General features: G+C 62.1%; 23 protein-coding genes and 1 pseudogene. 11 read left to right on the forward strand and 13 right to left on the reverse strand.

The window, feature by feature from the left end; all coding sequences use genetic code 11:
• The first annotated feature begins 59 nt into the window (after positions 1–59).
• The 3 genes from CIT26_RS08535 to CIT26_RS08545 all read left to right on the forward strand — a co-directional run bounded on the left by CIT26_RS08535 (position 60) and on the right by CIT26_RS08545 (position 5416).
• On the forward strand, positions 60–347 hold the full coding sequence (locus CIT26_RS08535; protein WP_095492204.1) for an FAD assembly factor SdhE: 288 nt from the start codon (positions 60–62) through the stop codon (positions 345–347).
• Positions 348–361: 14 nt separating this feature from the next.
• Complete coding sequence (gene mfd, locus CIT26_RS08540) at positions 362–3859, forward strand: transcription-repair coupling factor (protein ID WP_095492175.1); 3498 nt, start codon at positions 362–364, stop codon at positions 3857–3859.
• Between the two features lie 183 nt (positions 3860–4042).
• Positions 4043–5416 carry a class II 3-deoxy-7-phosphoheptulonate synthase gene (locus CIT26_RS08545; protein WP_095492176.1) on the forward strand — a complete coding sequence of 458 codons (1374 nt, stop codon included), beginning with the start codon at positions 4043–4045 and terminating at the stop codon, positions 5414–5416.
• A gap of 87 nt (positions 5417–5503) precedes the next feature.
• Here CIT26_RS08545 and CIT26_RS08550 read toward each other — a convergent pair whose 3' ends face one another.
• A complete protein-coding gene (locus CIT26_RS08550) occupies positions 5504–5941 on the reverse strand; it encodes a type II toxin-antitoxin system RelE/ParE family toxin (RefSeq protein ID WP_095492177.1) in 438 nt (145 codons plus the stop codon).
• A complete protein-coding gene (locus CIT26_RS08555) occupies positions 5938–6204 on the reverse strand; it encodes a type II toxin-antitoxin system ParD family antitoxin (protein ID WP_095492178.1) in 267 nt (88 codons plus the stop codon). The genes CIT26_RS08550 and CIT26_RS08555 overlap by 4 nt, the downstream gene beginning before the upstream one ends.
• A 260-nt stretch (positions 6205–6464) precedes the next feature.
• Between CIT26_RS08555 and CIT26_RS08560 the strand changes: the two genes are divergently transcribed.
• On the forward strand, positions 6465–7019 hold the full coding sequence (locus tag CIT26_RS08560; RefSeq protein ID WP_095492179.1) for a dihydrofolate reductase family protein: 555 nt from the start codon (positions 6465–6467) through the stop codon (positions 7017–7019).
• Between the two features lie 119 nt (positions 7020–7138).
• On the opposite strand, the pseudogene CIT26_RS37410 reads toward CIT26_RS08560, so the two are convergent.
• Positions 7139–7360 (reverse strand): annotated as a pseudogene (locus CIT26_RS37410) (sulfite exporter TauE/SafE family protein); the annotation flags it as partial.
• A gap of 166 nt (positions 7361–7526) precedes the next feature.
• On the opposite strand from CIT26_RS37410, the gene CIT26_RS08570 reads away from it, so the two are divergent.
• Genes CIT26_RS08570 through CIT26_RS08585 form a run of 4 tightly spaced genes read left to right on the forward strand, consistent with a single transcriptional unit; the run spans position 7527 to position 9985 of the window.
• Entirely contained in the window at positions 7527–7973 is a 447-nt protein-coding gene (locus CIT26_RS08570) for a thiosulfate oxidation carrier protein SoxY (RefSeq protein WP_095492180.1), read from the forward strand.
• 15 nt (positions 7974–7988) lie between these two features.
• Positions 7989–8315 carry a thiosulfate oxidation carrier complex protein SoxZ gene (gene soxZ, locus CIT26_RS08575; RefSeq protein WP_206072738.1) on the forward strand — a complete coding sequence of 109 codons (327 nt, stop codon included), beginning with the start codon at positions 7989–7991 and terminating at the stop codon, positions 8313–8315.
• 54 nt (positions 8316–8369) lie between these two features.
• Positions 8370–8720, forward strand: a complete 351-nt coding sequence (locus CIT26_RS08580) for a c-type cytochrome (RefSeq protein WP_245319256.1) — start codon at positions 8370–8372, stop codon at positions 8718–8720.
• Positions 8717–9985 carry an NAD(P)/FAD-dependent oxidoreductase gene (locus CIT26_RS08585; protein WP_095492182.1) on the forward strand — a complete coding sequence of 423 codons (1269 nt, stop codon included), beginning with the start codon at positions 8717–8719 and terminating at the stop codon, positions 9983–9985. The genes CIT26_RS08580 and CIT26_RS08585 overlap by 4 nt, the downstream gene beginning before the upstream one ends.
• An 8-nt stretch (positions 9986–9993) precedes the next feature.
• Here CIT26_RS08585 and CIT26_RS08590 read toward each other — a convergent pair whose 3' ends face one another.
• The 10 genes from CIT26_RS08590 to CIT26_RS08630 all read right to left on the reverse strand — a co-directional run bounded on the left by CIT26_RS08590 (position 9994) and on the right by CIT26_RS08630 (position 19239).
• Positions 9994–12120: a heavy metal translocating P-type ATPase gene (locus CIT26_RS08590; RefSeq protein ID WP_095492206.1), complete on the reverse strand. Its 2127-nt coding sequence runs from the start codon at positions 12118–12120 to the stop codon at positions 9994–9996.
• Positions 12121–12176: 56 nt separating this feature from the next.
• Positions 12177–12905, reverse strand: a complete 729-nt coding sequence (locus tag CIT26_RS08595) for a sulfite exporter TauE/SafE family protein (protein ID WP_095492183.1) — start codon at positions 12903–12905, stop codon at positions 12177–12179.
• A 30-nt stretch (positions 12906–12935) separates the two neighbouring features.
• A complete protein-coding gene (locus tag CIT26_RS38235) occupies positions 12936–13058 on the reverse strand; it encodes a hypothetical protein (protein ID WP_280951102.1) in 123 nt (40 codons plus the stop codon).
• Between the two features lie 153 nt (positions 13059–13211).
• Positions 13212–13436, reverse strand: a complete 225-nt coding sequence (locus tag CIT26_RS08600) for a hypothetical protein (protein ID WP_023798299.1) — start codon at positions 13434–13436, stop codon at positions 13212–13214.
• Positions 13390–13584, reverse strand: a complete 195-nt coding sequence (locus tag CIT26_RS08605) for a hypothetical protein (protein ID WP_084833660.1) — start codon at positions 13582–13584, stop codon at positions 13390–13392. Before CIT26_RS08605 ends, CIT26_RS08600 begins: the two co-directional genes overlap by 47 nt.
• Before the next feature lie 3 nt (positions 13585–13587).
• Positions 13588–15252: a cbb3-type cytochrome c oxidase subunit II gene (locus tag CIT26_RS08610; protein ID WP_095492184.1), complete on the reverse strand. Its 1665-nt coding sequence runs from the start codon at positions 15250–15252 to the stop codon at positions 13588–13590.
• Positions 15249–16691, reverse strand: coding sequence for a cbb3-type cytochrome c oxidase subunit I (locus tag CIT26_RS08615; protein ID WP_095492185.1), 1443 nt, complete (start codon positions 16689–16691; stop codon positions 15249–15251). Before CIT26_RS08615 ends, CIT26_RS08610 begins: the two co-directional genes overlap by 4 nt.
• 136 nt (positions 16692–16827) lie before the next feature.
• Positions 16828–17292, reverse strand: coding sequence for a c-type cytochrome (locus CIT26_RS08620; protein ID WP_095492186.1), 465 nt, complete (start codon positions 17290–17292; stop codon positions 16828–16830).
• Positions 17293–17304: 12 nt separating this feature from the next.
• On the reverse strand, positions 17305–18450 hold the full coding sequence (locus CIT26_RS08625) for a metallophosphoesterase family protein (protein ID WP_095492187.1): 1146 nt from the start codon (positions 18448–18450) through the stop codon (positions 17305–17307).
• A 90-nt stretch (positions 18451–18540) separates the two neighbouring features.
• The gene (locus CIT26_RS08630; protein WP_425350331.1) at positions 18541–19239 is read right to left on the reverse strand and encodes a carboxypeptidase regulatory-like domain-containing protein; all 699 of its coding nucleotides are present in this window, start codon (positions 19237–19239) and stop codon (positions 18541–18543) included.
• A 310-nt stretch (positions 19240–19549) separates the two neighbouring features.
• Here CIT26_RS08630 and CIT26_RS08635 point away from each other — a divergent pair, with 310 nt between their 5' ends.
• The 3 genes from CIT26_RS08635 (at position 19550) to hemA (ending at position 21787) form a co-directional block, all read left to right on the forward strand.
• Entirely contained in the window at positions 19550–20035 is a 486-nt protein-coding gene (locus CIT26_RS08635) for an SCO family protein (RefSeq protein WP_245319269.1), read from the forward strand.
• Positions 20036–20114: 79 nt separating this feature from the next.
• Complete coding sequence (locus CIT26_RS08640) at positions 20115–20357, forward strand: hypothetical protein (RefSeq protein WP_027154144.1); 243 nt, start codon at positions 20115–20117, stop codon at positions 20355–20357.
• A 212-nt stretch (positions 20358–20569) separates the two neighbouring features.
• A complete protein-coding gene (hemA, locus tag CIT26_RS08645) occupies positions 20570–21787 on the forward strand; it encodes a 5-aminolevulinate synthase (RefSeq protein WP_095492208.1) in 1218 nt (405 codons plus the stop codon).
• Positions 21788–21809 lie beyond the last annotated feature (22 nt).

Raw genomic sequence — 21809 nt, forward strand, 5'->3', positions numbered from 1 at the left:
AGGCTGACACCGCCCTCTATCCACGCTATATGCGCCGCTTCAGGCAAGGATGCTGGTCAATGACGGGAACGAGACGATCAAGCGAGGGGCTCGATGCCCGCCGCCGCAAGCTTCTGTTTCGATCCTGGCATCGCGGCCTGCGCGAAATGGACCTCATTCTCGGCAGTTTCGCAGACGCCGAGATCGGCGCCTTGACCGGCGACGAACTCGACCAATATGAGAGGCTCCTCGATGTTCCCGACACCGAATTCCTGCCCGTGATCACCGGCGAACGCCCGATTCCGGCAAATATCGATTGTGCCGTCCTGCAAAAAATCCTGGCGTCGCGCCAGACGATGACATTCTGAACGACGTGTAATCCATGAGCCTCATTCCCTCGATCGGCCTGCCGAAAGGCCGCGCCGGCCAGTTCATCGTCGACGGTGTCGCCGACGGTTACGAAGCCTTTGCGCTGGTGCAGGCGGCACACGAGATCGCGCCTGACAAGCCGGTACTGTTCGTGGCGCGCGACGGCCAGCGCCTGCCTTCGATCGTCGAGGCGCTTTCATTCGCCGCGCCTGGCCTGCCGGTGCTGGAACTGCCGGCTTGGGACTGTCTGCCCTACGACCGCGTTTCGCCCGGGGCGGATGCTGCCGCAAGGCGGCTCGATGCACTCACAGCGATGATCGGGCTGGCGAAAAAACCACACCGCGCCGTCATCCTCACCACAGCCAATGCGCTACTGCAGCGCATCCCGCCGGCAAGCCTCGTCGAGGCGCAGATGTTTCACGCCGAACCCGGCAACCAGATCGACATGAATGCACTGGTGTCGCGGCTGGAGATATCAGGCTTCGAAAGGGTGCCGACCGTGCGCGGTGTTGGCGAGTTTGCCGTGCGCGGCGGCATTCTTGACCTGTTCGCACCGGGCTGGACGGAAGCGCTGCGGCTCGATTTCTTCGGCGATACGCTGGAATCGATCCGCGTCTTCGACGCCGCCACGCAGCGCACCACCGGCCAGCGCAAGTCGATGGCGCTGCAGGCGATGAGCGAAGTGGCGCTGACGCCGGAGACCATCAGCCGCTTCCGCCGCAGCTATATCGAAGCCTTTGGCGCACCCTCGCGCGACGATGGGCTCTATGCGGCGGTCAGCGAGGGACGGCGTTTCGCCGGCATGGAGCACTGGCTGCCGTTCTTCTACGAGCGGCTGGAGACGGTGTTCGACTATCTGCCGGACACGCCTGTCGTGTTCGACCATCTGGCGCACGAAGCGCTGACAGAGCGCCATGCGCTGATCCTCGACCATTACGAGGCGCGCAGGAAGCAGGCTGAGAGTGCGCTGAAGGACGCCGTGCCCTACAAGCCGGTGCCGCCTGACCTGCTTTATTTGTCGCCGGAAAACCTGATCGCCTCGCTTGGCCCGCGCGAGGCAATCGACTTCACGCCGTTCGATGCACCCGACGCCGGCGCCAAGAAAATCTTCCATGCCGGCTCTCGGCATGGCCGCAGCTTCGTCGAGGAACGCGCCGATCCCAACGTCAACGTCTTCGACGTCGTCGTAAAACACATTGCCGATGAGCGGGCCGCTCGCCGCCGCGTCGTCGTCGCCGGCTGGACCGAAGGTTCGCTAGACCGGCTGGGCCAGATCCTGGCCGAGCATCATCTCGGCAATCTCAAGCCGGTCGCCACGCTGGCCGAGGCGGAAAAGCTCGAACCGGGGCAGGCGGCACTTGCCGTGCTGCCGCTCGAATCCGGCTTCGAGACCGAGAAACTGGTCGTCATCGCCGAGCAGGACATTCTGGGTGACCGGCTGATCCGTCGCTCGAAGCGCAAGAAGCGTCCTTCCGACTTCATCGCCGAGGCCTCGGCATTGTCCTCCGGCGACATCGTCGTCCATACCGACCATGGCATTGGCCGCTTCATCGGGCTGCGCACCATCGAGGCGGTCGGGGCGCCGCATGACTGTCTCGAAATCCACTATGCCGGCGACGACCGGCTGTTCCTGCCGGTGGAGAACATCGAACTTCTGTCGCGCTATGGCTCGGATTCGGCCGAAGCGACATTGGACAAGCTTGGCGGCGGCGCCTGGCAGTCGCGCAAGGCGCGGCTGAAGCGGCGGCTGCTCGACATGGCAGGGCAGTTGATCCGCATCGCCGCCGAGCGGCATATGCGCGCCGCTCCTTCGCTGGTGCCGGCGGACGGTCTCTATGGCGAATTCGCCGCGCGGTTTCCCTATGAGGAGACCGACGACCAGCAGACGGCGATCGATTCGGTCATGGGCGATTTGGGCGCCGGAAAGCCGATGGACCGGCTGATCTGCGGCGATGTCGGCTTCGGCAAGACGGAAGTTGCGCTTCGCGCCGCCTTCATCGCGGCGATGGAAGGCTTTCAGGTCGCGGTGGTGGTGCCGACGACGCTGTTGTCGCGCCAGCATTTCAAGACCTTCTCGCAGCGCTTCTCCGGCCTGCCGATCCGTGTCGCCCAGGCCTCGCGGCTGGTCGGCGCCAAGGAACTGGCCGAGACCAAGAAAGGCATCGCCGAAGGCACGGTCGACATCGTCGTCGGCACTCACGCGCTGCTCGGCTCGTCGATCTCATTCAAGAATCTCGGCCTGTTGATCATCGACGAGGAACAGCACTTTGGCGTCAAGCACAAGGAGCGGCTGAAGGACCTGAAGAGCGACGTCCATGTGCTGACGCTGTCGGCAACGCCGATCCCGCGCACGCTGCAGCTGGCGTTGACCGGCGTTCGCGAACTATCGCTGATCGCCACGCCGCCGATCGACCGCCTGGCGGTGCGCACCTTCATCTCGCCCTTCGACCCGCTGGTCATCCGCGAAACCCTGCTCCGGGAACGCTACCGCGGCGGTCATTCCTTCTATGTCGTGCCGCGCATCAGCGATCTGGCGGAAATCCATGATTTCCTGCGTGAATCCGTGCCCGAGCTGAAAGTGGCTGTCGCTCATGGCCAGATGCCGCCCGGCGAGCTCGACGACATCATGAATGCCTTCTACGACGGCCAGTACGACGTGCTGCTGTCGACCACCATCGTCGAATCCGGCCTCGATATCCCGACCGCCAACACGCTGATCGTGCATCGCGCCGATATGTTCGGCCTGTCGCAGCTCTACCAGCTGCGCGGCCGCGTCGGCCGCTCGAAGGTGCGCGCCTACGCGCTGTTCACGCTGCCGGCCAACCGCAAGCTGACCGACACCGCCGAGCGGAGGCTGAAGGTGCTGCAGTCGCTCGACACCCTAGGCGCCGGGTTCCAGCTTGCCAGCCACGATCTCGATATCAGAGGCGCCGGCAACCTTCTCGGCGAAGAGCAGTCCGGCCACATCAAGGAGGTCGGCTTCGAGCTCTACCAGCAGATGCTGGAAGAGGCCGTCGCCGAGGTGAAGGATTCCGGCGAGGTGCAGGATGGCGGCTGGTCGCCGCAGATCGCCGTCGGCACGGCGGTGATGATCCCGGAAAGCTATGTTCCGGACCTGCAGCTGCGGCTGGCGTTGTATCGTCGCCTCGGCGATCTCGAAAACACCGAGGAGATCGACGCTTTCGGCGCCGAACTGATCGACCGGTTCGGACCGCTGCCGGAGGAAGTGAAGCATCTGCTGAAGATCGTCTTCATCAAGGCGCTCTGCCGCAAGGCCAATGTCGAAAAGCTCGATGCCGGGCCAAAGGGCGTCGTCATCCATTTTCGCAAGCGGGAGTTTTCGAACCCCGTCGGGCTGGTCACGTTCATCGGTGAACAGGGCTCGCTGGCCAAGATACGGCCGGACCACAGCGTCGTGTTCAGCCGCGACTGGCCGACCCCTGAAAAGCGGCTGGCCGGGGCCGCCGTCGTCATGACGCAATTGGCTCGGCTGGTGGACAAGGCTGCGTAGCAGGGCGTTGCTGCTGCTTTGGCCAACAACTACGCCGGCAGTTCCGGCGCATCACGGCCATTCGCCACACGTCCATATCCGGTCTAGAATAGGAAATCGGCTTCGTGTATGGAGCCGCGATCCCCATATTGGGGGCGAAATGGCGGGCGATAGCACCCGCTGGAAAGAACGTTGGGTGCAACGATGACGAAATGGTCGCCGAATTCGTGGAGAGCAAAGCCGATCCAGCAGGTTCCTGCCTATCCGGATCTTGCCGCGCTGAAGAACACGGAAGCCCAGCTTGCCACCTTTCCGCCGCTGGTTTTTGCAGGTGAGGCACGCAAGCTGAAGAAGCAGCTTGCGACTGTCGCTGCCGGTGAGGCATTCCTTCTCCAGGGCGGCGATTGCGCCGAGAGTTTTGCCGAGCATGGCGCGGACAACATCCGCGACTTCTTCCGCGTCTTCCTGCAGATGTCTGTGGTGCTGACCTTCGCCGGCGCGCAGCCGGTGGTGAAGGTCGGCCGTGTCGCCGGCCAGTTCGCCAAGCCGCGCTCGTCCGATAACGAGACCAAGGGCGGTGTGACGCTGCCCAGCTATCGCGGCGACATCATCAACGGCATCGAATTCGACGCCAAGTCGCGCATTCCCGATCCCGCACGCCAGGAGATGGCCTACCGCCAGTCGGCGGCGACGCTCAATCTTTTGCGCGCTTTCGCCCAGGGCGGCTACGCCAGCCTGGAGAACGTGCATCAATGGATGCTGGGCTTCGTGTCGGACAGCCCGCAGGGCGAGAAATACGAGTCGCTCGCCAACCGCATCACCGAGACGATGGACTTCATGAAGGCTGTCGGCATCACCTCGGAGACCAACTACGCGCTGCGCGAGACCGACTTCTACACCAGCCACGAGGCGCTGCTGCTCGGCTACGAGGAGGCGCTGACCCGCATCGATTCGATGTCAGGCGACTGGTACGCAACCTCCGGCCATATGATCTGGATCGGCGACCGCACCCGCCAACCCGACCATGCCCATGTCGAATACTGCCGTGGCATCAAGAACCCGCTGGGCCTGAAATGCGGCCCGTCGCTGACGCCGGACGGCTTGCTGCAGCTCATCGACCTGCTCAATCCGGACAATGAGCCCGGCCGGCTGACGCTGATCGCGCGCTTCGGCTCCGACAAGGTCGCCGAGCATCTGCCGAAGTTGGTGCGCGCGGTGCAGAAGGAAGGCCGCAGCGTGGTGTGGTCGTCGGATCCGATGCATGGCAACACCATCGAGGCCGCCGGTTACAAGACACGGCCGTTCGATCGAATCCTGAAGGAAGTGCAGACCTTCTTCGAGGTGCATCGCGCCGAAGGCACGCATCCGGGCGGCATCCATATCGAGATGACCGGCAAGAACGTCACCGAATGCACCGGTGGCGCTCGCGCCATCACCGCCGAGGAGCTGCAGGATCGCTACCACACCCATTGCGATCCGCGCCTCAACGCCGACCAGGCGATCGAACTGGCGTTCCTGGTGTCGGACCTGCTCAAGAAGAGCCACCCGGTTCAGCACAAGCAGGCCGTTAACGGCTGATTTCAGTCACAATCAAGAAGCGTCGGAGACACCCTCGCTTGTTGGCAACTGGTGCGCCTGGCCTGACCGCTTTAGGCGATGGAAACGTCAACTGCTTTCGAATGAGGAACCCGGACCACTGGACGGCTCATCACCGTCGGGTATCTCCGGGCTGCCTGCCTTGGCTCTTGCCACATTCTTGAGAGCTCTGATCACTCTATGCCGTGGTTCCATGCGCTCATGAAGCACTCGAACGACAATGACGCCGATCGTTTCGTCCGAAAGGCGGCCCTTCATATAATAGAGGCAATGTGCAGCACCTCCGCGCCTTCTCGCAGCGATCTCCAGATGCAGCAGTCGAACACCCGCAGCGAGTTCGTCGCGCTCGATGGAACCTGGTCGATCCGGATCTTCCGAGACTAGCTCGAGACCACGTTCGATGATCCGGGCGTAGGACCGGACTTGCTGCGGGCCGAACATCTGCATCGAATTTCGCAAGATGTCCCTGATATCGCGTTCCGCCGGTTGGGTAAGCTCGTGTCTCATCTCTTGGGCGATTCGAGCATCACCTCATCGAGAATGTCACTGACGCTTTTCTTCGAGAAGCGTCCTGCGTTGGCGGCTTCCACCCCTATACTGATTTCGCGCCGAAGGATGGCAAGTTTCTCCGCCTGCTGGGCCTTTTCGTGTCGCAGCAAGCGCAGCGCTTCTCTGACTACTTCACTCGAGGAACCGTACCCGCCTTGGGAGACTTCATGCTCCACGAATTCGACCATATCGCTTGGAAGGCTTACGTTCATCGTTGCCATGTCGCTTCCTCTGCCTCTGGGCTTCGCCCGATAAATGAGAGCTTGGCAATCTTTGTCAATGGCAATGAGGCCTGAGTTGAGGACGACGATGCCTCAAACTTGAAGCTCCTCCAGATTTCGTAAGCAAGTGGGGTCCTCAAACGCCATAAGAGGGCGCCCTGGGGAAGTTCCGTATTGCATTCCACGCACCTTGCGATAAACTGATTGCAAAATGCAATCAGTTATGCACCTTTGTGCGCGGGGACAGAACGGAGGCACCAATGGCCAGGATCGTCTACGCCATGCTGATGTCCCTGGACGGCTATATCGCCGGGCCGGACGGAGACATCGCCTTGCCGGTACCCGAAGGGGAGTTGCACCGGCATTTCAACGACATGATGAGACAGACCTCGATCGCGCTCTGTGGACGCCGGATGTACGACGTGATGCGCTTCTGGGACAGTCCGGACCGAGAGACCGGTGCCGAAATCGAGCGGGATTTTGCCCGCGCCTGGCGCGGGACCCCGAAGATCGTGTTTTCGACGACGCTTCGGGAAGTCGGACCTAATGCCCGTCTGGCGAACGGCGATGTCGAGAACGTAGTAAGATCTCTCAAGTCGGAAGCGGATGGCCAGATCACCATCGCCGGCGCCGATCTTGCCGCGCATCTCGCACGATCCGGTCTGATCGACGAGTACCGGCTCTACATGCACCCGGTCGTGCTTGGCGGTGGCAAGCCGTACTTCCAGTCCGGCCTGTCGCTGACGTTGAAGCCACTTGGCACGGAAAGCCTTACCCAAGGCGTGACGCTGCTGCGCTACGCACGCACCGGTTGAGCCGCGACCGACGTTGTTTTTGGCGAGAGCGGAAGTTCGTCAGCCAAGGACGAATTCGCACAGATGACCCTAACCCGTCCTTTTTCAGCCTTATCATGAATGTCGCGCATGCTTGTAAATCAGACATTGCGCTGGCGCGGTTCGAGCGCTCCAGTTAATTCGAGCATCTGATAGCCGGCCAAGAGTGTGATCAGAGATCCGACAACCCGCAAGAGCGTCCTTTCCCGCAATGCCTTGACCATCTATCCCGACAGCGGTGCCGCAATAACGCCTCCGGCGATCAGGCCGGCGACCGAAGTTGGGTAGTCGCAGAATCCGCCGGCGTGCTCCCAACGGCGGGTAAAACAGAATGCATTGGTTTAAAGGCGGCCATGGACACTTCCGCGAGATTGCTCCCAGCGGTTGTCGGTGCTAAATTTCGCAGAAGCTGCCGCACTGATGTGTCCGAGTGCGCCGCCTGCCGCCGCCGATGTGTTCTTAGAGTGGCAGGGTTTGGAGACCGGGACGATGAGCTTGACGCGCCGCGATGTGTTGATCGCCGGGAGTGTGGGGTTTTCCGGGGTCGCGCTCTTCTCGCCGCGGAGCGCGCGTGCGAACGATGAAGCGCTGGATCTCGTCAAGCAGCTCACCGGACGGAAGGCCACGATGTCAGATCGCCTTCATCTGATTATGCCGGCGGACTTCCCGACCGGCTACACCGTGCCCATGAGTCTTTACATCGACAGCCCCATGACCGAGGCCGACCATGTGAGGCAGATGCGCGTGTTCGCGCCGCGGAACCCGCTTATCGAAGTCGCCAGTTTCCATTTCGTCCCGCAACGCAGTCTACCTCGCGTGTCGACACGCATCCGGCTTGCCAAACCGCAACACGTCGTCGCTGTCGCTGAAATGAATGACGGCGTCTTGCTGATGACCACGACGTGGGTCCGTGTCGCCACGGATGGCTGTGCCTGAGATCGGAGAGAGACAGTGACCACCCCGACACCCCGCGTGATCGTGCCGAGCGCCGCGGCGAAGGGAGAGATTTTTCAGGTCAAGACCATCATCAGCCATGAGATGGAAACAGGGCTACGCCATGATGATCAAGGCAACGTGATCCCGCGCAAGATCATCAACAAGTTTGTCTGCCGCTACAACGAAACCGTGGTGTTCAGTGTCGATGTCCACGAGGCGATTTCGGCCAATCCGTTCTTCGAATTTTCCTTGCGCGCGACGGAGAGCGGCCGGCTCGATTTCGTTTGGGAAGAAGATGGCGGTGCCGTCTATACGTTGTCGCACCAGTTCACGGTCGGTTGAGGTGGCGGCGCAATCGAGCAGCGCGAATTATGGCGTGACAAGTTGAGTGGGAGCGTGACCGGAAAACTCCGAAACAGACGGGTATTCAGCATGCGCCCCGTTGCGAGATCTGCGATTGCCACGGGCCTCGTGCTGCTCGTCAGCCAATCCGGCGCGACGGCGGAGGCCGATCAAGGCGCTCAACTCGCCGCGACCTGTGCGTCCTGCCATCGTCTCGATGGCGGCGGCACAGGCATTCCCAGCATCATCGGGCTTGGTGAGGAGAGGCTCACCAACGCCCTTCTTGCCTACCGGGCGAGCGAGAGTTCAAATCACATCATGCACGCTATCGCGCTGTCGCTCAGCGACGAGGAGATCGCGAGCGTCGCGCGTTATGTCGCGAAGCAGGGAAGTAACCCGCGATGAAATCCTGGACGCGTCGCGAGTTCGGCCGCCTGACGGGAGCAGCGTTGCTAACGGCGCTCAACCAGCCGAAGGCGCGGGGCCAGGCCAAGGCGCGTGTCGTCGTGGTCGGCGGCGGCATCGGCGGCGCAACGGTCGCCAAATATCTCGCCTCCAGCGCCACGGCCGTCGACGTGACCCTGGTCGAACCGCGGCAGAGCTACACGACCTGCTTTTTCAGCAATCTCTATCTCGCCGGGCTACGCCCGTTCGAATCGCTCGGCCATGGTTATGAAGCGCTGGCAAGGCAATACGGCATCACCGTCATTCATGAGTCCGCCGCGGCGATTCACCCGGCGGCGAAAACCGTTGCGCTGAACAACGGCTCGAAGCTCAGCTATGACCGTCTCGTTGTTGCGCCGGGCATCACATTCAGGGACCGGGCGCTTGAGGGCTATGACGATGCGGCGATGGAGATCATGCCGCACGCCTGGAATGCAGGACCGCAAAGCAAGCTGCTGCGCCGGCAGCTGGAAAGCATGGAGGACGGCGGCCTGTTCCTCATCGTCGTTCCGCCGGATCCGTTTCGCTGTCCACCCGCCCCCTATGAGCGCGCTTCGCTCGTCGCATCCTATTGCCAGCACAGCAAACCCAAGGCCAAAATTCTGATCCTCGATGCCAAGGACAAGTTCAACGCACAGGACGTGTTCCAAGACGCCTGGAACCGCCACTATCCGGGAATGATCGAATGGCTGCCCGCCCAGTTTACCGGCGGGGTCACGGCTGTCGATCCGAAGACCCGATCGGTGATCACTGCGGGCGCAACATTCAAGGCCGCGGTCACCAATGTCGTCCCGGCGCAAATGGCCGGGCGCCTGGCGCAGCAGGCCGGGCTCACCGACCAGTCGGGCTGGTGTCCGGTCGATCCGGTCACCTTCGAATCGGCACTGCAGCCCGGCATCCACCTGGTCGGTGACGCGATCATCGGCGGAGATATGCCGAAATCCGCCTTCTGCGCCAACAGCCAGGCCAAGGCCTGCGCCTTCGCCATCGCGGCCGATCTCGCCGGATCAGCGCGTTTCCCGGCGCATTTGTTCAACACCTGCTACACCTATCTCGCCCCCGACGATGCGTTCAGCAACGCCATCAGCTTCAAGCCTGTCGACGGGAAGCTCAAGAGCGTCATCAGCTTCGTCAGCAAGGTCGAGGAAAGCTCCGAGGTCCGCCGGCAGGCTGCGCGCGCGGCGGAAGGCTGGTATGACGCCTTCACGCACGACGTGTTTGGCTGAAACGAAACTCAACTCCGCTCGACGGCTGGGTCGGCCATTGCGGAAATGCCGGCGCCATTGTGGGTACGCTCCGCCTTGGTGCCGGATCGTTGCTCCGGGATCAGCGCTGGAACAGGATCAGGCAGCCGCTCCAGCCGCAGCGAATTCACCACCACGAGGATGCTCGAACCGGCCATGACCGCCGCCGCAAGGATTGGCTGCAGAAGTCCGAATGCTGCGAACGTCAGCGCGACGAGGTTGTAGCCGAACGCCCACATAAGGTTGGTCAAGATGGTCCTGCGGACCGCGCAGGCCACGTCGACGATCCAGGGCAGCATCCACAACCCGTCCCCAGGCAGCACGAGCGCCGCAGTCTCGCGGGCGAGATCGGTGGCGGAGCCGACGGCGATACCGACATCTGCAGCGGCCAGGACCGGCCCGTCATTCAGTCCATCGCCGACCATCGCCACCGAACCGTGGTCATGGCGGAGCCGATCCAGGGCCAGCCGTTTGGCCTCCGGCGAAAGGCCCGCTTGGACGTCCTTGATCCCGACCAGGGCCGCGATCCGCTCCGCCGCTTGCGCCAAGTCGCCGGTCAACAGCGTGGCGTCGAGCCCGCGCTCACGCAGGGCCGCGATCGCGGCCCGCGCCTCGGGAAGCGGTGAATCATCGAGCGACAGCACGGCGTGAACCTGCTCGCCCCAACCGACATAGACCACCGAATGACCGCTCGCCTCCAGCGACCGCGCACGCTCGGCCAGCGACGGGGGAAGCGGCCAGCCCAGATCATTCATCAATCTGCCGTTCCCTGCCGCCACGGGCCGGCCTTCGGCGCTGCCGCGGATGCCACGGCCGGGAACCGTCCGGACATCGCGGGTGACGAGCGGCGTGATGCCCCGCTGAGCGGCGGCTGCCGCGATGGCCCGCGCCAGACCATGCTCGGAAAGGCGCTCCAGACCGGCGGCGCGCGCCAGTACTTCGTCGATGCCGACCTCCTCGCAGTCGACGCCGACGAGACGCGCTTTGCCCGCCGTCAGAGTGCCGGTCTTGTCGAAGGCGAGCAACCGGACACGCGCGAGGGTCTCGAGCACGCCGGGGTCGCGGACGAGGCAGCCGTGCCGCGCCAGCCGGCCGATGCCGAGTGATGTCGCCATCGGAGCAGCGAGGCCGACGGCACAAGGACAGGCAACCACCAGTACCGAGAGGCCAATCAGCAACGCCCGATCGAACGGCAATGACTGCGCCCAGTAAACGATCGTCAGCCCGCCGAGGGCGAGGACGAGCGGCACGGACACGCCAACGACGCGATCGGCAAGGCGCTGGGTTGGACTGCGACGGCCCAGCGCTTCGCGCACCGACCGGCAAATCTGTGCCCAGCGGGTTGCAGTTCCGTCACCGCTGCTTTGGATCAGGAGCGGGCCGTCGATATTGATACTGCCGGCAATCACCTTGGAGCCGGCGCCCTTGGTCACTTGCCGGCTTTCTCCGGTAATCACGGCTTCATCGGTGTTCGATTCCCCCTCGACAACCACGCCGTCGACCGGAATGCGCTCGCCTGGCCGGACCCGCACCAGCATGCCGGCCGACACCTCCCGCACCGGACGGCAGATCTCTGCCGCGCCATCGATCACGGTCGCGCTCTCGCTTTCTGCGGCCAGAAGAGGTTCGAGGTCGCGCGCCGCCCTGGCGCGGCCAACAGCCTCGAGATAGCGGCCAACGGTGAACAGCATCAGCACCATCACGGCGGTGTCGAAATAGACATGCGTGCTGCCCTCGAACACGGCAAATGCCGAATAGAGGTAAGCGGCAGCGACGCCAAGCACGATGAGTGCCGACGACGTCACTCGTCCCTGAATGCCATTGAGCCACATTTCGCGCAGATAGGGTCCGCCGAGAATCACCACCGCCGGCGTCGCGAAGATCCAGAGCAAAAGGTGAATCCACGGCAGCACGCCCGCATCGACGCCGGTGAACGCGTCCGAATAGAGGAGGAGGCTGAACATCATGATATTCATGGAGAGAAAGCCTCCCACGCCGAGCTGGATCAGAAGCCAGGCGGCTTCCCACTCTTCGTGTCTGCCGCTCTTCACCTGAAAGGCGATGCAACAGCCGTAGCAGCAGAACGCGCAAGCCTCACCGTTGAGCCTGCGCTCCATCGGGCGCAGGCCGACGGGCAGCGAACAATGGCTACAGAGGATATCGCCATGCGCAGTCATGCGGGATGTCCGCCCAGCCAGGCAAGGCCGATATGCGCGTCGGAAGGCAGGAGACCACGGCCGAGCGTGATGAGACCGAGCAAAAGAATAAAGCCACCAGCAAGCCGCACGCCGTGCCGCCGCCAGGCTGGCCCGAGTATCCGGCCAACGCCGCCCATCATCAACATCGCGGGGAAGGTTCCCAGTCCGAACCATGCCATGACGAGAAACCCGGGAAGCGCTCCGGCGGTGCTCGCCGCCTGGGCGGCGAAGGCATAGACCAGGGGACATGGCAGGAAGCCGTTGAAAACGCCAAAGGCGAGCGGTGCGGCGCTGCTCCGGGCCGTCAACAGACCGCGCAGGGACAATGCAAATGTGCTGCCGCCAAATCCGATCGCAAGGCGATGGAAGACCTGCAGCAAGCCGAAGAACTGCAACGCCATGGCAATCATGAGCAGGCCAGCGACGATCGCGAGAATTCGTTGGGCGGTGTCGAGGGAGCCGTTCAAGAGCGGCGCCGCAGTTAGACCTTGCGTGGTGCAGATGACCTGACCGATCGCACCCGCGAGCCCGCCCAGAAAGCAATAGGTTGTCAATCGGCCGGTATTATAGAGCAGGTGGCGAAGGACGGTTGCGCCTCCGCCTCGCTGATCGCGGCCCAGCGCGCAGGCAAAGCCGCCGCACATGCCGATGCAATGAAAGCTGCCTGCAAATCCAGCGGCGAAGATCACGAGGTAGTAGATCATTGGCGTTTTCGCAGCGCCGCGTCCGCGTCGCTATTGCCGCACAAGATAGACAAGAAAGATGATAAAGCCGACGGTGCAGCCGCCATAGATGAGGAAGCCGAGCATCTGTGGCAAGCCAGCGTCAGCGAGCTTGAAAATGGTGTCCTGTAGCATCCGCTGCTCCTATGTCAGCCGAAATAAAGACGAAGCACGTTTATCGCCACCTCGAAGGTCAGGAAAAGGAGGTTCAATGCGGCGACCCCAAGGAGAATTTTGGCTACCAACATCTCCATCACTCCTGCCTTACCAGCCCTTGCGACAAGTCTCTTAGAACAGACGGCCGGGGCCGAGCCCGCCCCAATAAACATACATGTAATACAGCCCCCAACCGAACAGCAGCACGTAGACGACGAGAAGCCATAGCGGAATGAATCCCACACGCGCCTGTATCAGGCCGCCGGCATAGTCCTCCAGTTCAGGGTGCGAGCTTTGACGCACATCCAGTTCAGGGTGCGTCGGGCTCTCCGGATCGCTGCTCTGCAGATCGCTCATTCTCCATCTCCCTTTCAAAAAACCCGTTGGCGGCTTTGTCGGTGCCGCTCAACGCGCCGGATAGGACGCCCCAGATGAACAAGAACAGGGCCGCCAGGCTCATCATCATGGCGCCCGCATACGGTCCGGTGACTTCAAAACCGAGCATGCGCTAACCTCCTGCGGGTGCTTGTTTCTCGCCAGGCGGCGCTGGCGGGCCGGACGCCGGCACCGACGGATCGGGCACATAGGCTCGCTCAGGCTTGTCAGCGACCAGTTCCAGATCGTTCAGCGCCGCGCGGGCCTCCTGCTTGATCGACAGCGGCTGCAGCGAGAGCGGGTCTTTAAAGGCGGAAAGCGCCACCACGAAATAGGAAAGCGCCCACCGGTCCTCGTCCGGAAAGGAATCCCGATAGGACGGCATCGGCGTGCCGCTGAGGCCGGTAGTTATCGTCCGGAAGATGTCTTCGACGGCCGGGCCAGACTTGAACTGGCCGCTGGTGAGGTCGGCCGGCACGGCGGCGAACCCGAGATCATCCTTGAGGCCAGCTGCCTTCTCGCCGTCGCCCTTGCCGCCTTGGCCGTGGCACTCCCAGCACTTCGCCACCTGCCAAACCTCCTTACCTCGGTCCAGCACCGTCTGGGACGGGGTCGGCGGGCGCCCGATATACAACGGTGGGCCAGGCGGTTCCTCGACGAAGAAAGCGTAAGGACTGGCGGGATCGGAACGGTCAACCGCTAGCTCATACTTGATGTACTGGATCACCGCCAGCCGATCGTTGAGCGGCAGTTCGTACCAAGGGGGCATTGCCGTGCCGCGGATGCCGCGAGTAATGGTGCGCAGCATGTCGCCGTCCGTGGGCAGGGGCTCCTTTGTCAACCTGAACTTGAAGACTGCGGACGTGAAGTCCCTGGGCCGCTGGTTAAACATAAAGGTGGCGGCCGGCCCGTTGCCGTCGCCTTTGGCACCGTGGCAACCGATGCAGCGGCGCTCATAGACTTCCTTGCCATAAGCAATCCATTCCTCGGAGCGCGGCATCGTCGCATCCATGACCTCCAGGCTTTGCGGCTCGAAAAGATCGCGCCATTTACCCCGGTTCGTGCCGAGCTTCTGGAGGTAGGAAACGAGCGCCGCCACCGATTCCGTCTCCGCCGCGATGCTGACGGTTTCTCCTGTGTATTCGTCGTTCGGCGTCAGGATGATCGGCTTTCTTTCGCGCGCCTTCAGCGGCACGAACAGCAACCCGTACGCATTCGGCGTCAGCCGGATCGCTTGCTGGCTGTCGAAGTCGAACAGGCCTTTGGTGACCTCTGTCCTTTCCAGGGTCCGATTACCAGCGCCGTCGTCAACGATACGGACGGCTGCATCGGGCTCGTGGAAGAGGCCTCGATACGGCGCCATTATCGAGTCCGGCACCAGCATCCGCGGATTGTAGAAGTGCGCCAGGTGCCATTCGTCGCTGTATTTCAGGCCGACGCGCGTCAGGTCCGGCCCGATCCGGCGTGTGCCTAACAGGTGCGGCACGTCATAGGCGTATTCGCCCGCCTCGCTGACCGGTCCCCAGCGGCGGATCTCGCCGGTCACCGGCCGCACGAATTGCGAATGGCAGTACCAGCAGCCTTCGCGCAGGTAAATGTTGCGGCCGCGACGCTGCTGCTCGGTGTAGTCCGTCGCCTCTGAAACCGTCCATTTCAGCTGGCCGAAATCCGTGCGCACCACCGAAGTCACGCGCGTAGTTCGCGAGGACGGTTCCACGAAGGGCAGCACGCCCTGCGTGATCACCGCAAGGGTGATGCAGAAGACGCCGGCGAACAGCGCGAAGAAGCGAACGTTCACTGCGCGGGCCCTCCCGCCGGGGCCGGGATAGGCGCCTCCACCGGCCCGCGGACGCGTCGCGCCTCAGCCGCCGGGCTGGTCAGCGCGGTCAGCATCAGATTCACCACCAGCAGCGACATACCGATATCCATGCTGATGCCTGCCAGGGTCCGTGCCAGCCAGTAGGGCTTCACCCAGACGAGCGAGTCGAGCCATTCGACCCCATTCATCCATTGATAGCCCTGCTGCAGCCCGCCCGCTGTGAGGACCAGGCCCATGGTCGTGATGCCGACGGTAATCAGCCAGAACGACCAGTTGCCGAGCTTGAAGGACCAGAGTTCGCGCCCGAACAGCCGCGGCCAAGTATAGATGAGGCCCCCCATCGCCCAGACGACGAAGGTGCCGAACACGGTGAGATGCGAATGCGAGATGACGAAATCGGTGAAATGGGTCGGCTGCTGCAGCTGCCGCAGCGCCTCGGTCGAGCCCTGGAAGCAGCCGACGAGATACATGAGCGAGCCCATGATCAGGAACTTCGCCGGCAAGTTTCTGCCGAACTCATGCCACTTGCCCATCATGGTGCCGAAGAAGTTCACCAGCACCGTCCACACCGGAATGATCAGCAGCATCGACGTGACGACGGCCAAGGTCTCGGCCCAGTCCGCGATCGGGCTGTAGAGGTAATGGTGGATGCCGACGAACGGGTAGAACAGTGCCAGGGACCAGAAGCCTACCAGCGAGAGCTTATGGGCATAAAGCGGATTTCGCGCGCTGATCGGCAGGAAATAGTAGATGATCACGTAGCCCGCGGGCGTTATCCACAGCCCGACGATGTAGTGGAGATAGAGGCCATGGAAGGCGGCGCTGTTGATGCCCGAGATCGTGTATGGCAGGATGAAGCTTCCAAGCACGAAGTTCATCGTCGTCCACACGAAAGTGGCGATCAAGTACCATAGCGCGACATAGATCGCCGGCTCGAGCCTTCGACTGATCGTGATCAGGAACTGCGCGGTAGCAACAGCCACCACGATGAAGAATGCGACCTTCGCGTAGAGCGGAAGCTCTCCGGCTTCCAAACCGTCACTGTCGCCGATCAGCAAGCCGACCAAACCGGCAAGCGTTGCGACGTTCCAGACCCATGCGAGAAGAACCGACCACTCCGACCATATCACCCGCACCCCCGACAGACGCGGCACGAGATAGTAGCAAAGGCCGATGAAAAGCGTCGAGAAAGCGCCGAAGATGACACCGTTGACGTGGACCGGGCGCAGCCGGCCGAAGGTGAGCTCGAGGTTCCCCGATCCGAGATAGTCGGGGTAGTTGAAGGTGCTCGAGATCAGGACGCCGACGGATGGCGTCACCATCAGCCAGAACATGCCGAAATAAAGCCAGGTCCGCACGACCCGGTTGTCGACCAGCGCATCCAGGTCCACATTCGCGAACTTGCCGCGCAGCTCCATCCCAGTCTCTGCCAACGCCAACGCATAGACCTCCCCGCGCGGTTCCCGGGCCGCGACTGCTTCAATCCCACCCATCGAATGTCACCCCGATGGCGGACGCGCTCCCGTGAAGCCGATGCCCCGGCTATCGACGAGACTAGTACTTGCCTGGCACCAACACCGAGCCGGTGTTCGACCAGGTGATATACGCCTCGAGCGCCTTCATCGCCTCCGATTCGGGATCGATCTTCTCGCCCTGGTTCGGTTTCTCGATGCACCAGTTGATCATGTCGCGCAGTGTCGCGAACTTGGCCATCGACGCCTGGAACTTCGGGAACGCCTGCGGGTGGGTATCGGAGGCCATCGGATGGCACATGGCGCAGGCCCACCCGGTGGTCGACAGCTTGACGCCCAACTGCTCCGCCATCGCCGCATCACCGTGGAACAGGAGGTCTCCCTTCCTGACCTCCTCCATGAACGCCTCTTGATAGAGTTTCAGCTGCTTTGGCGTCACCGGATCCTTGTTGGCACTGGCCGGCCCGAGGACGACGGCAGCTGCGACGACTGCTCCTGCGACGGTGGATCGCCTCAGAATGCACAGGAATGTCGGTGTGTTTATCATAGCCACCACCCTTTATGGATTTTCCCACGGGTACTGATTGTCGGCGATGCGTGGCCGTATGACCTCCCCAATGCTCTTGTCGTGGTCCTCCGGCGACTGGACGAACACCTCCTTGCGGCCCCACATGATGTACTCGACATCGACCTTGTCGTCGGCGTTGACGTTCACGGTTTCCCAACCGACCCCATCGTAGTGATCGCCGGGGTCGGCCCGGATCATCGGCTTGGTCAGCTTGGGCACGCCTTCCGGGGCATAGGGCCACGGCCAGGAGGTCGCCAGCATGCCGATCGAGCGCATGCTGCCGATCTCGTTGTAGAGCACCTGGTGCACGTGACCGTGGATGTTGGTGACCTTGGTATAAGGCTTCAGCACGTCATTCACTTCGCGCCAGTCGCGCACCCAGAAATTCCAGGGCGGGTAGTACTCGTACAGCGGATTATGACTGAAGATGACGATCGGCTTGGACTTATCCCAGTCGGCGAGTGTCTTCTGCATCCAGTCGAGTTGCTCGCGGCCGACGCCGGCCCACGCGCCGGCAACCGTGCCGTCGAGGGTAGCCATGTGGCCCATGCGCTCCTCTGGCGTCATCTTCTTCGCTGTCCAGTAGTCCGGTCCCCGGCTGACCGTATCGAGCCCGATGAAGCGCACGCCTTTGTGATCGAAGGTCCAGTTGGGTTGGCCGAACAACTCGCCCCACTTCTTGCCCATATCCAGATACCAGTCATGCTCGCCCGGGATGTAGTACTTCTTGATCTTCAGATCCTTGAGGAGCTCAACGCCAAGCTCAAGTTCCTCGATCTTTCCGAGCTGGGCCAGGTCGCCGCCGAAGATCAGGAAGTCGGCCGGCGGATCCATAGCCTGGACCTCTTGCACGGCGCGCACCACCTTGTCGACGAAGCGCGTGTTGAGGGATCTCTCGTAGAGATGGGTGTCCGAAATCCAGGCAAACTTGAAGGGCGCTTCGGCGGCGTGAGCGACGTCGATGGTGTTGAGCAGCGGCCACCACGCGAAGGTCTGGCCGACGGAAGCAGCGCCGAACAGCAGCGATCTGTGAATGAAGGTGCGGCGGGTGATTTGGAGCGAGTCGTCGGGCCGTACTCCAGGCGGCTGCAGCACCGCATGCATTTCGCGCCGAATGCGGTCAAGCTCTTCAGACATCAGGGTTCCTCCTCAGTGCAGACCGTTTCTTAAAGCGTCGGTCTTCTCGCAGGAGCGCGACCCTGTTGAATCAGTGGGTCGCCCATTTTCTTATTTTTTCAGTTCAATCGTCAGACTGGTGGCCTTATTCTCCTCTACCGTTACGGGCTGCTCGATAGGCCCGGTGAAGGGGTGGATCGCCACGAGCTTGTAGTCCCCAGGCGGAACATCGGTTATGCTGAACTTGCCATCGGTGCCGGTGACCGCATAGTAGGGGTTGTCCACCACATAGACCCAGCCTTCCATCCAGCCATGCGCGTCGCAGTCGATGCGGACAGTGCCGGCCCGCTTCAGTTCGACGGGTATCCGCTGGCCCTTATTGGGCAGCGCCAGGTTGAAGGCGGTGCGCTTGCCATAATACCCGTGGGTGTTGTGGAGCATTGGGTCGCTGTTGACCACCTCCAGCGAACCGGCCGGTATCATCTGAACCGCGGGCTCAAAGCGACATTTGAGGTTGTTAAGCTCAGGCGGCTTTCCGGGCTCCGGCCAGGCCTTTCCCTGTGCCACGTCGACCAGCTGCACCGCCGCGTTCAGCACGGCCTGATCGCTGCCGACTTCGATCAGCGGCTCCTCGCGGGGGTCGCCGCACACCTCGATATCCTTGGTGGGAATGATCTTTGTTGTCGGCACGTCGCCGCGGTAGACGATCGTACCCTCGATCGTTCCGCCTCCCGTGACCGGACCCACTTCGTAGGCTTGCGCAGGCGCGGACATCGTCGCAACGAAAGCGATCGCCGCCAGCCCGCTCATCAATTCGCGAATGGTCATGGACGCCACCTCCTTCATTGGGATGAGGGGCAACTCCTGAAAGTAGGGCCAAACCAGCACCATGTCTAGCCATTCAGCAAAAAAATATGATAAGGTTCGGCAGTTTAGGCGAGTTTGCTAGTTGCAGACGTCGCGGGGTTTTGGAGCGTCTTTCTCGAGGTACCGGAGGTACTTGATGAGCCGACGGCATGAACTCCTCGCTCCGGGCCTACGGTCCCTCATATCCCGCTTCTGCATCATATTCGCAGCGGCCCTGTCGATCTGCCCACCGGTCGCACGGACTGACACGCCCGTGACGGTCGGCGGCTCATTCACGCTTACGGCGCCGGACGGAACGACGGTCACCGATGAGACTTATCGCGGCAAATGGCTGCTGGTTTTCTTCGGCTATACTTCTTGTCCCGACATCTGTCCGACGACGCTATCATCAATCGCCTCGGCGATTGATGAACTCGGCCCCGACGCTGCAAAACTGCAACCGCTCTTCATCACCGTCGATCCCGAACGCGACACGCCTGAGGTGATGGGAAGCTTTACCGCGGCGTTCGATCCGCGCATCGTGGGACTGACCGGCAGCCCGCGACAGATCGCTGCGGTTTCGGAGGCATATGGCGCCTATGGTGTTGCGCGCCAGGGCGAGGCGGGCGGTGACGACTACCTAATGGATCACGGCACCCACATCTACATCATGAACCCACAGGGGCAATTCGTGGAGGGGCTAGACTCTGACACACCAAGCAGCGGCATTGCCGCTACGTTGGGTGAACTGATGCGATGATACGAGCCCTGGGATGACGGGGATCACGATCATGCATTGATCGATCCATAGAAAGTTGTCATCCGGAAGGAGAGCGGCCATGCAAAGACATACAAAGGAAGCTTCGGAGCTCAAGGCATTGATCCTCGCGGATCTTCATAAGGAGCCGGGATGCGAGCACGTCACCGATTTTGTGATTCAGCGGCTCGAAACCAAGGAGAACGGGGCAAACTGGACCGTCAAATATCTGGATCCTAATCAAGATAAGGTCTGCGAGACGATTCTGATAAACATAGCGCGAATGTTGCAGCTCAATTTCGACCTTCCTGAACGCGGGTCGTGAGGAACGATGCGAGCGGGATCGGCGGGCATCGCGCTTCGACGCAATTCGTATGCAAGCAGGGGAATCGGGCGATGGCGGAACCCACAGCGTTGCACACCGGCAAACCTGGCGGCGTAAAGAACGTCATTGCGCCGCGGCGATTTGGACCTCCGATGACCGGAGATGCGGGCGATATGGCCGATGGGCAAGGCCGTATGTTGGAGCCAGGCAATATGAGTTATGACGGTTTCTTTGCAGATGCGATCGCGCGTCTGCAAGAGGAACGGCGCTACCGTGTGTTCGCAGACCTTGAGCGCATCGCCGGACGCTTTCCCAATGCCGTGTGGCATTCCCCGCATGGACCGAAGGACGTCGTGATCTGGTGCTCCAACGACTATCTCGGGATGGGACAACACCCGAAGGTGGTCGCCGCCATGGTGGAGACTGCTACCCGCCTGGGAACGGGGGCCGGCGGGACGCGCAATATCTCCGGCACCAGCCATCCACTCGTAGAGCTCGAGGGCGAGCTTGCCGATCTCCACGGCAAGGAGGCGGCACTGGTCTTCACGTCCGGCTATGTTTCGAACCAGACTGGCATCTCGACCATCGCCAAGCTGATCCCCGGTTGTCTGATCCTGTCCGATGCGCTCAACCATAATTCGATGATCGAGGGCATCCGCCAGTCCGATACGGATAAGAGGATCTTCCGCCACAACGACGTCGATCATCTCGAGGAATTGTTGAAGGCGGCGGGTCCGGATCGGCCAAAACTCATCGTCTTTGAAAGTCTCTATTCGATGGGCGGCGACGTCGCGCCAATCAATCGCATTTGCGAAATCGCCGATCGTTATGGCGCAATGACCTATCTCGATGAGGTCCATGCTGTGGGCATGTACGGCCCTCGCGGCGCCGGCATCGCCGCGCGCGACGGCGCCATGAACCGGATCGATGTGATCGAAGGCACGCTCGCCAAGGCCTTCGGCTGCCTCGGCGGCTATATCACGGGAAGTGCTGTGCTGATCGATGCGGTTCGTTCCTATGCTCCGGGTTTCATCTTCACCACCGCGTTGCCGCCGGCGATCTGCGCCGCGGCCACAGCGGCGATCCGGCATCTGAAAACCTCGCAGTGGGAGCGCAAGTGCCAGCAGAACCGCGTCCGGCGGGTCAAGGCGGCGCTGGGTGCCGCTGGGCTGCCGGTCATCCTGAGCGACACCCATATCGTTCCGGTGGCAGTCGGCGATCCGGCGCATTGCAAAGCGGCGAGCGACCTGCTGCTGAGCGAGCACGACATCTATATCCAGCCGATCAATTATCCGACCGTGGCGAAGGGAACTGAGCGGCTGCGCATCACGCCGACACCCTGTCATGAGGACATCATGATCGATCGGCTCGCGGCAGCTTTGTTCGACGTCTGGAATCGGCTCGGGCTGCCACGGGACAATCTCGCCTGAGCGGCCGAATGAGGCGTCGCCG

The sequence above is a fragment of the Mesorhizobium temperatum genome (assembly GCF_002284575.1).
Lineage (GTDB): Bacteria > Pseudomonadota > Alphaproteobacteria > Rhizobiales > Rhizobiaceae > Mesorhizobium > Mesorhizobium temperatum.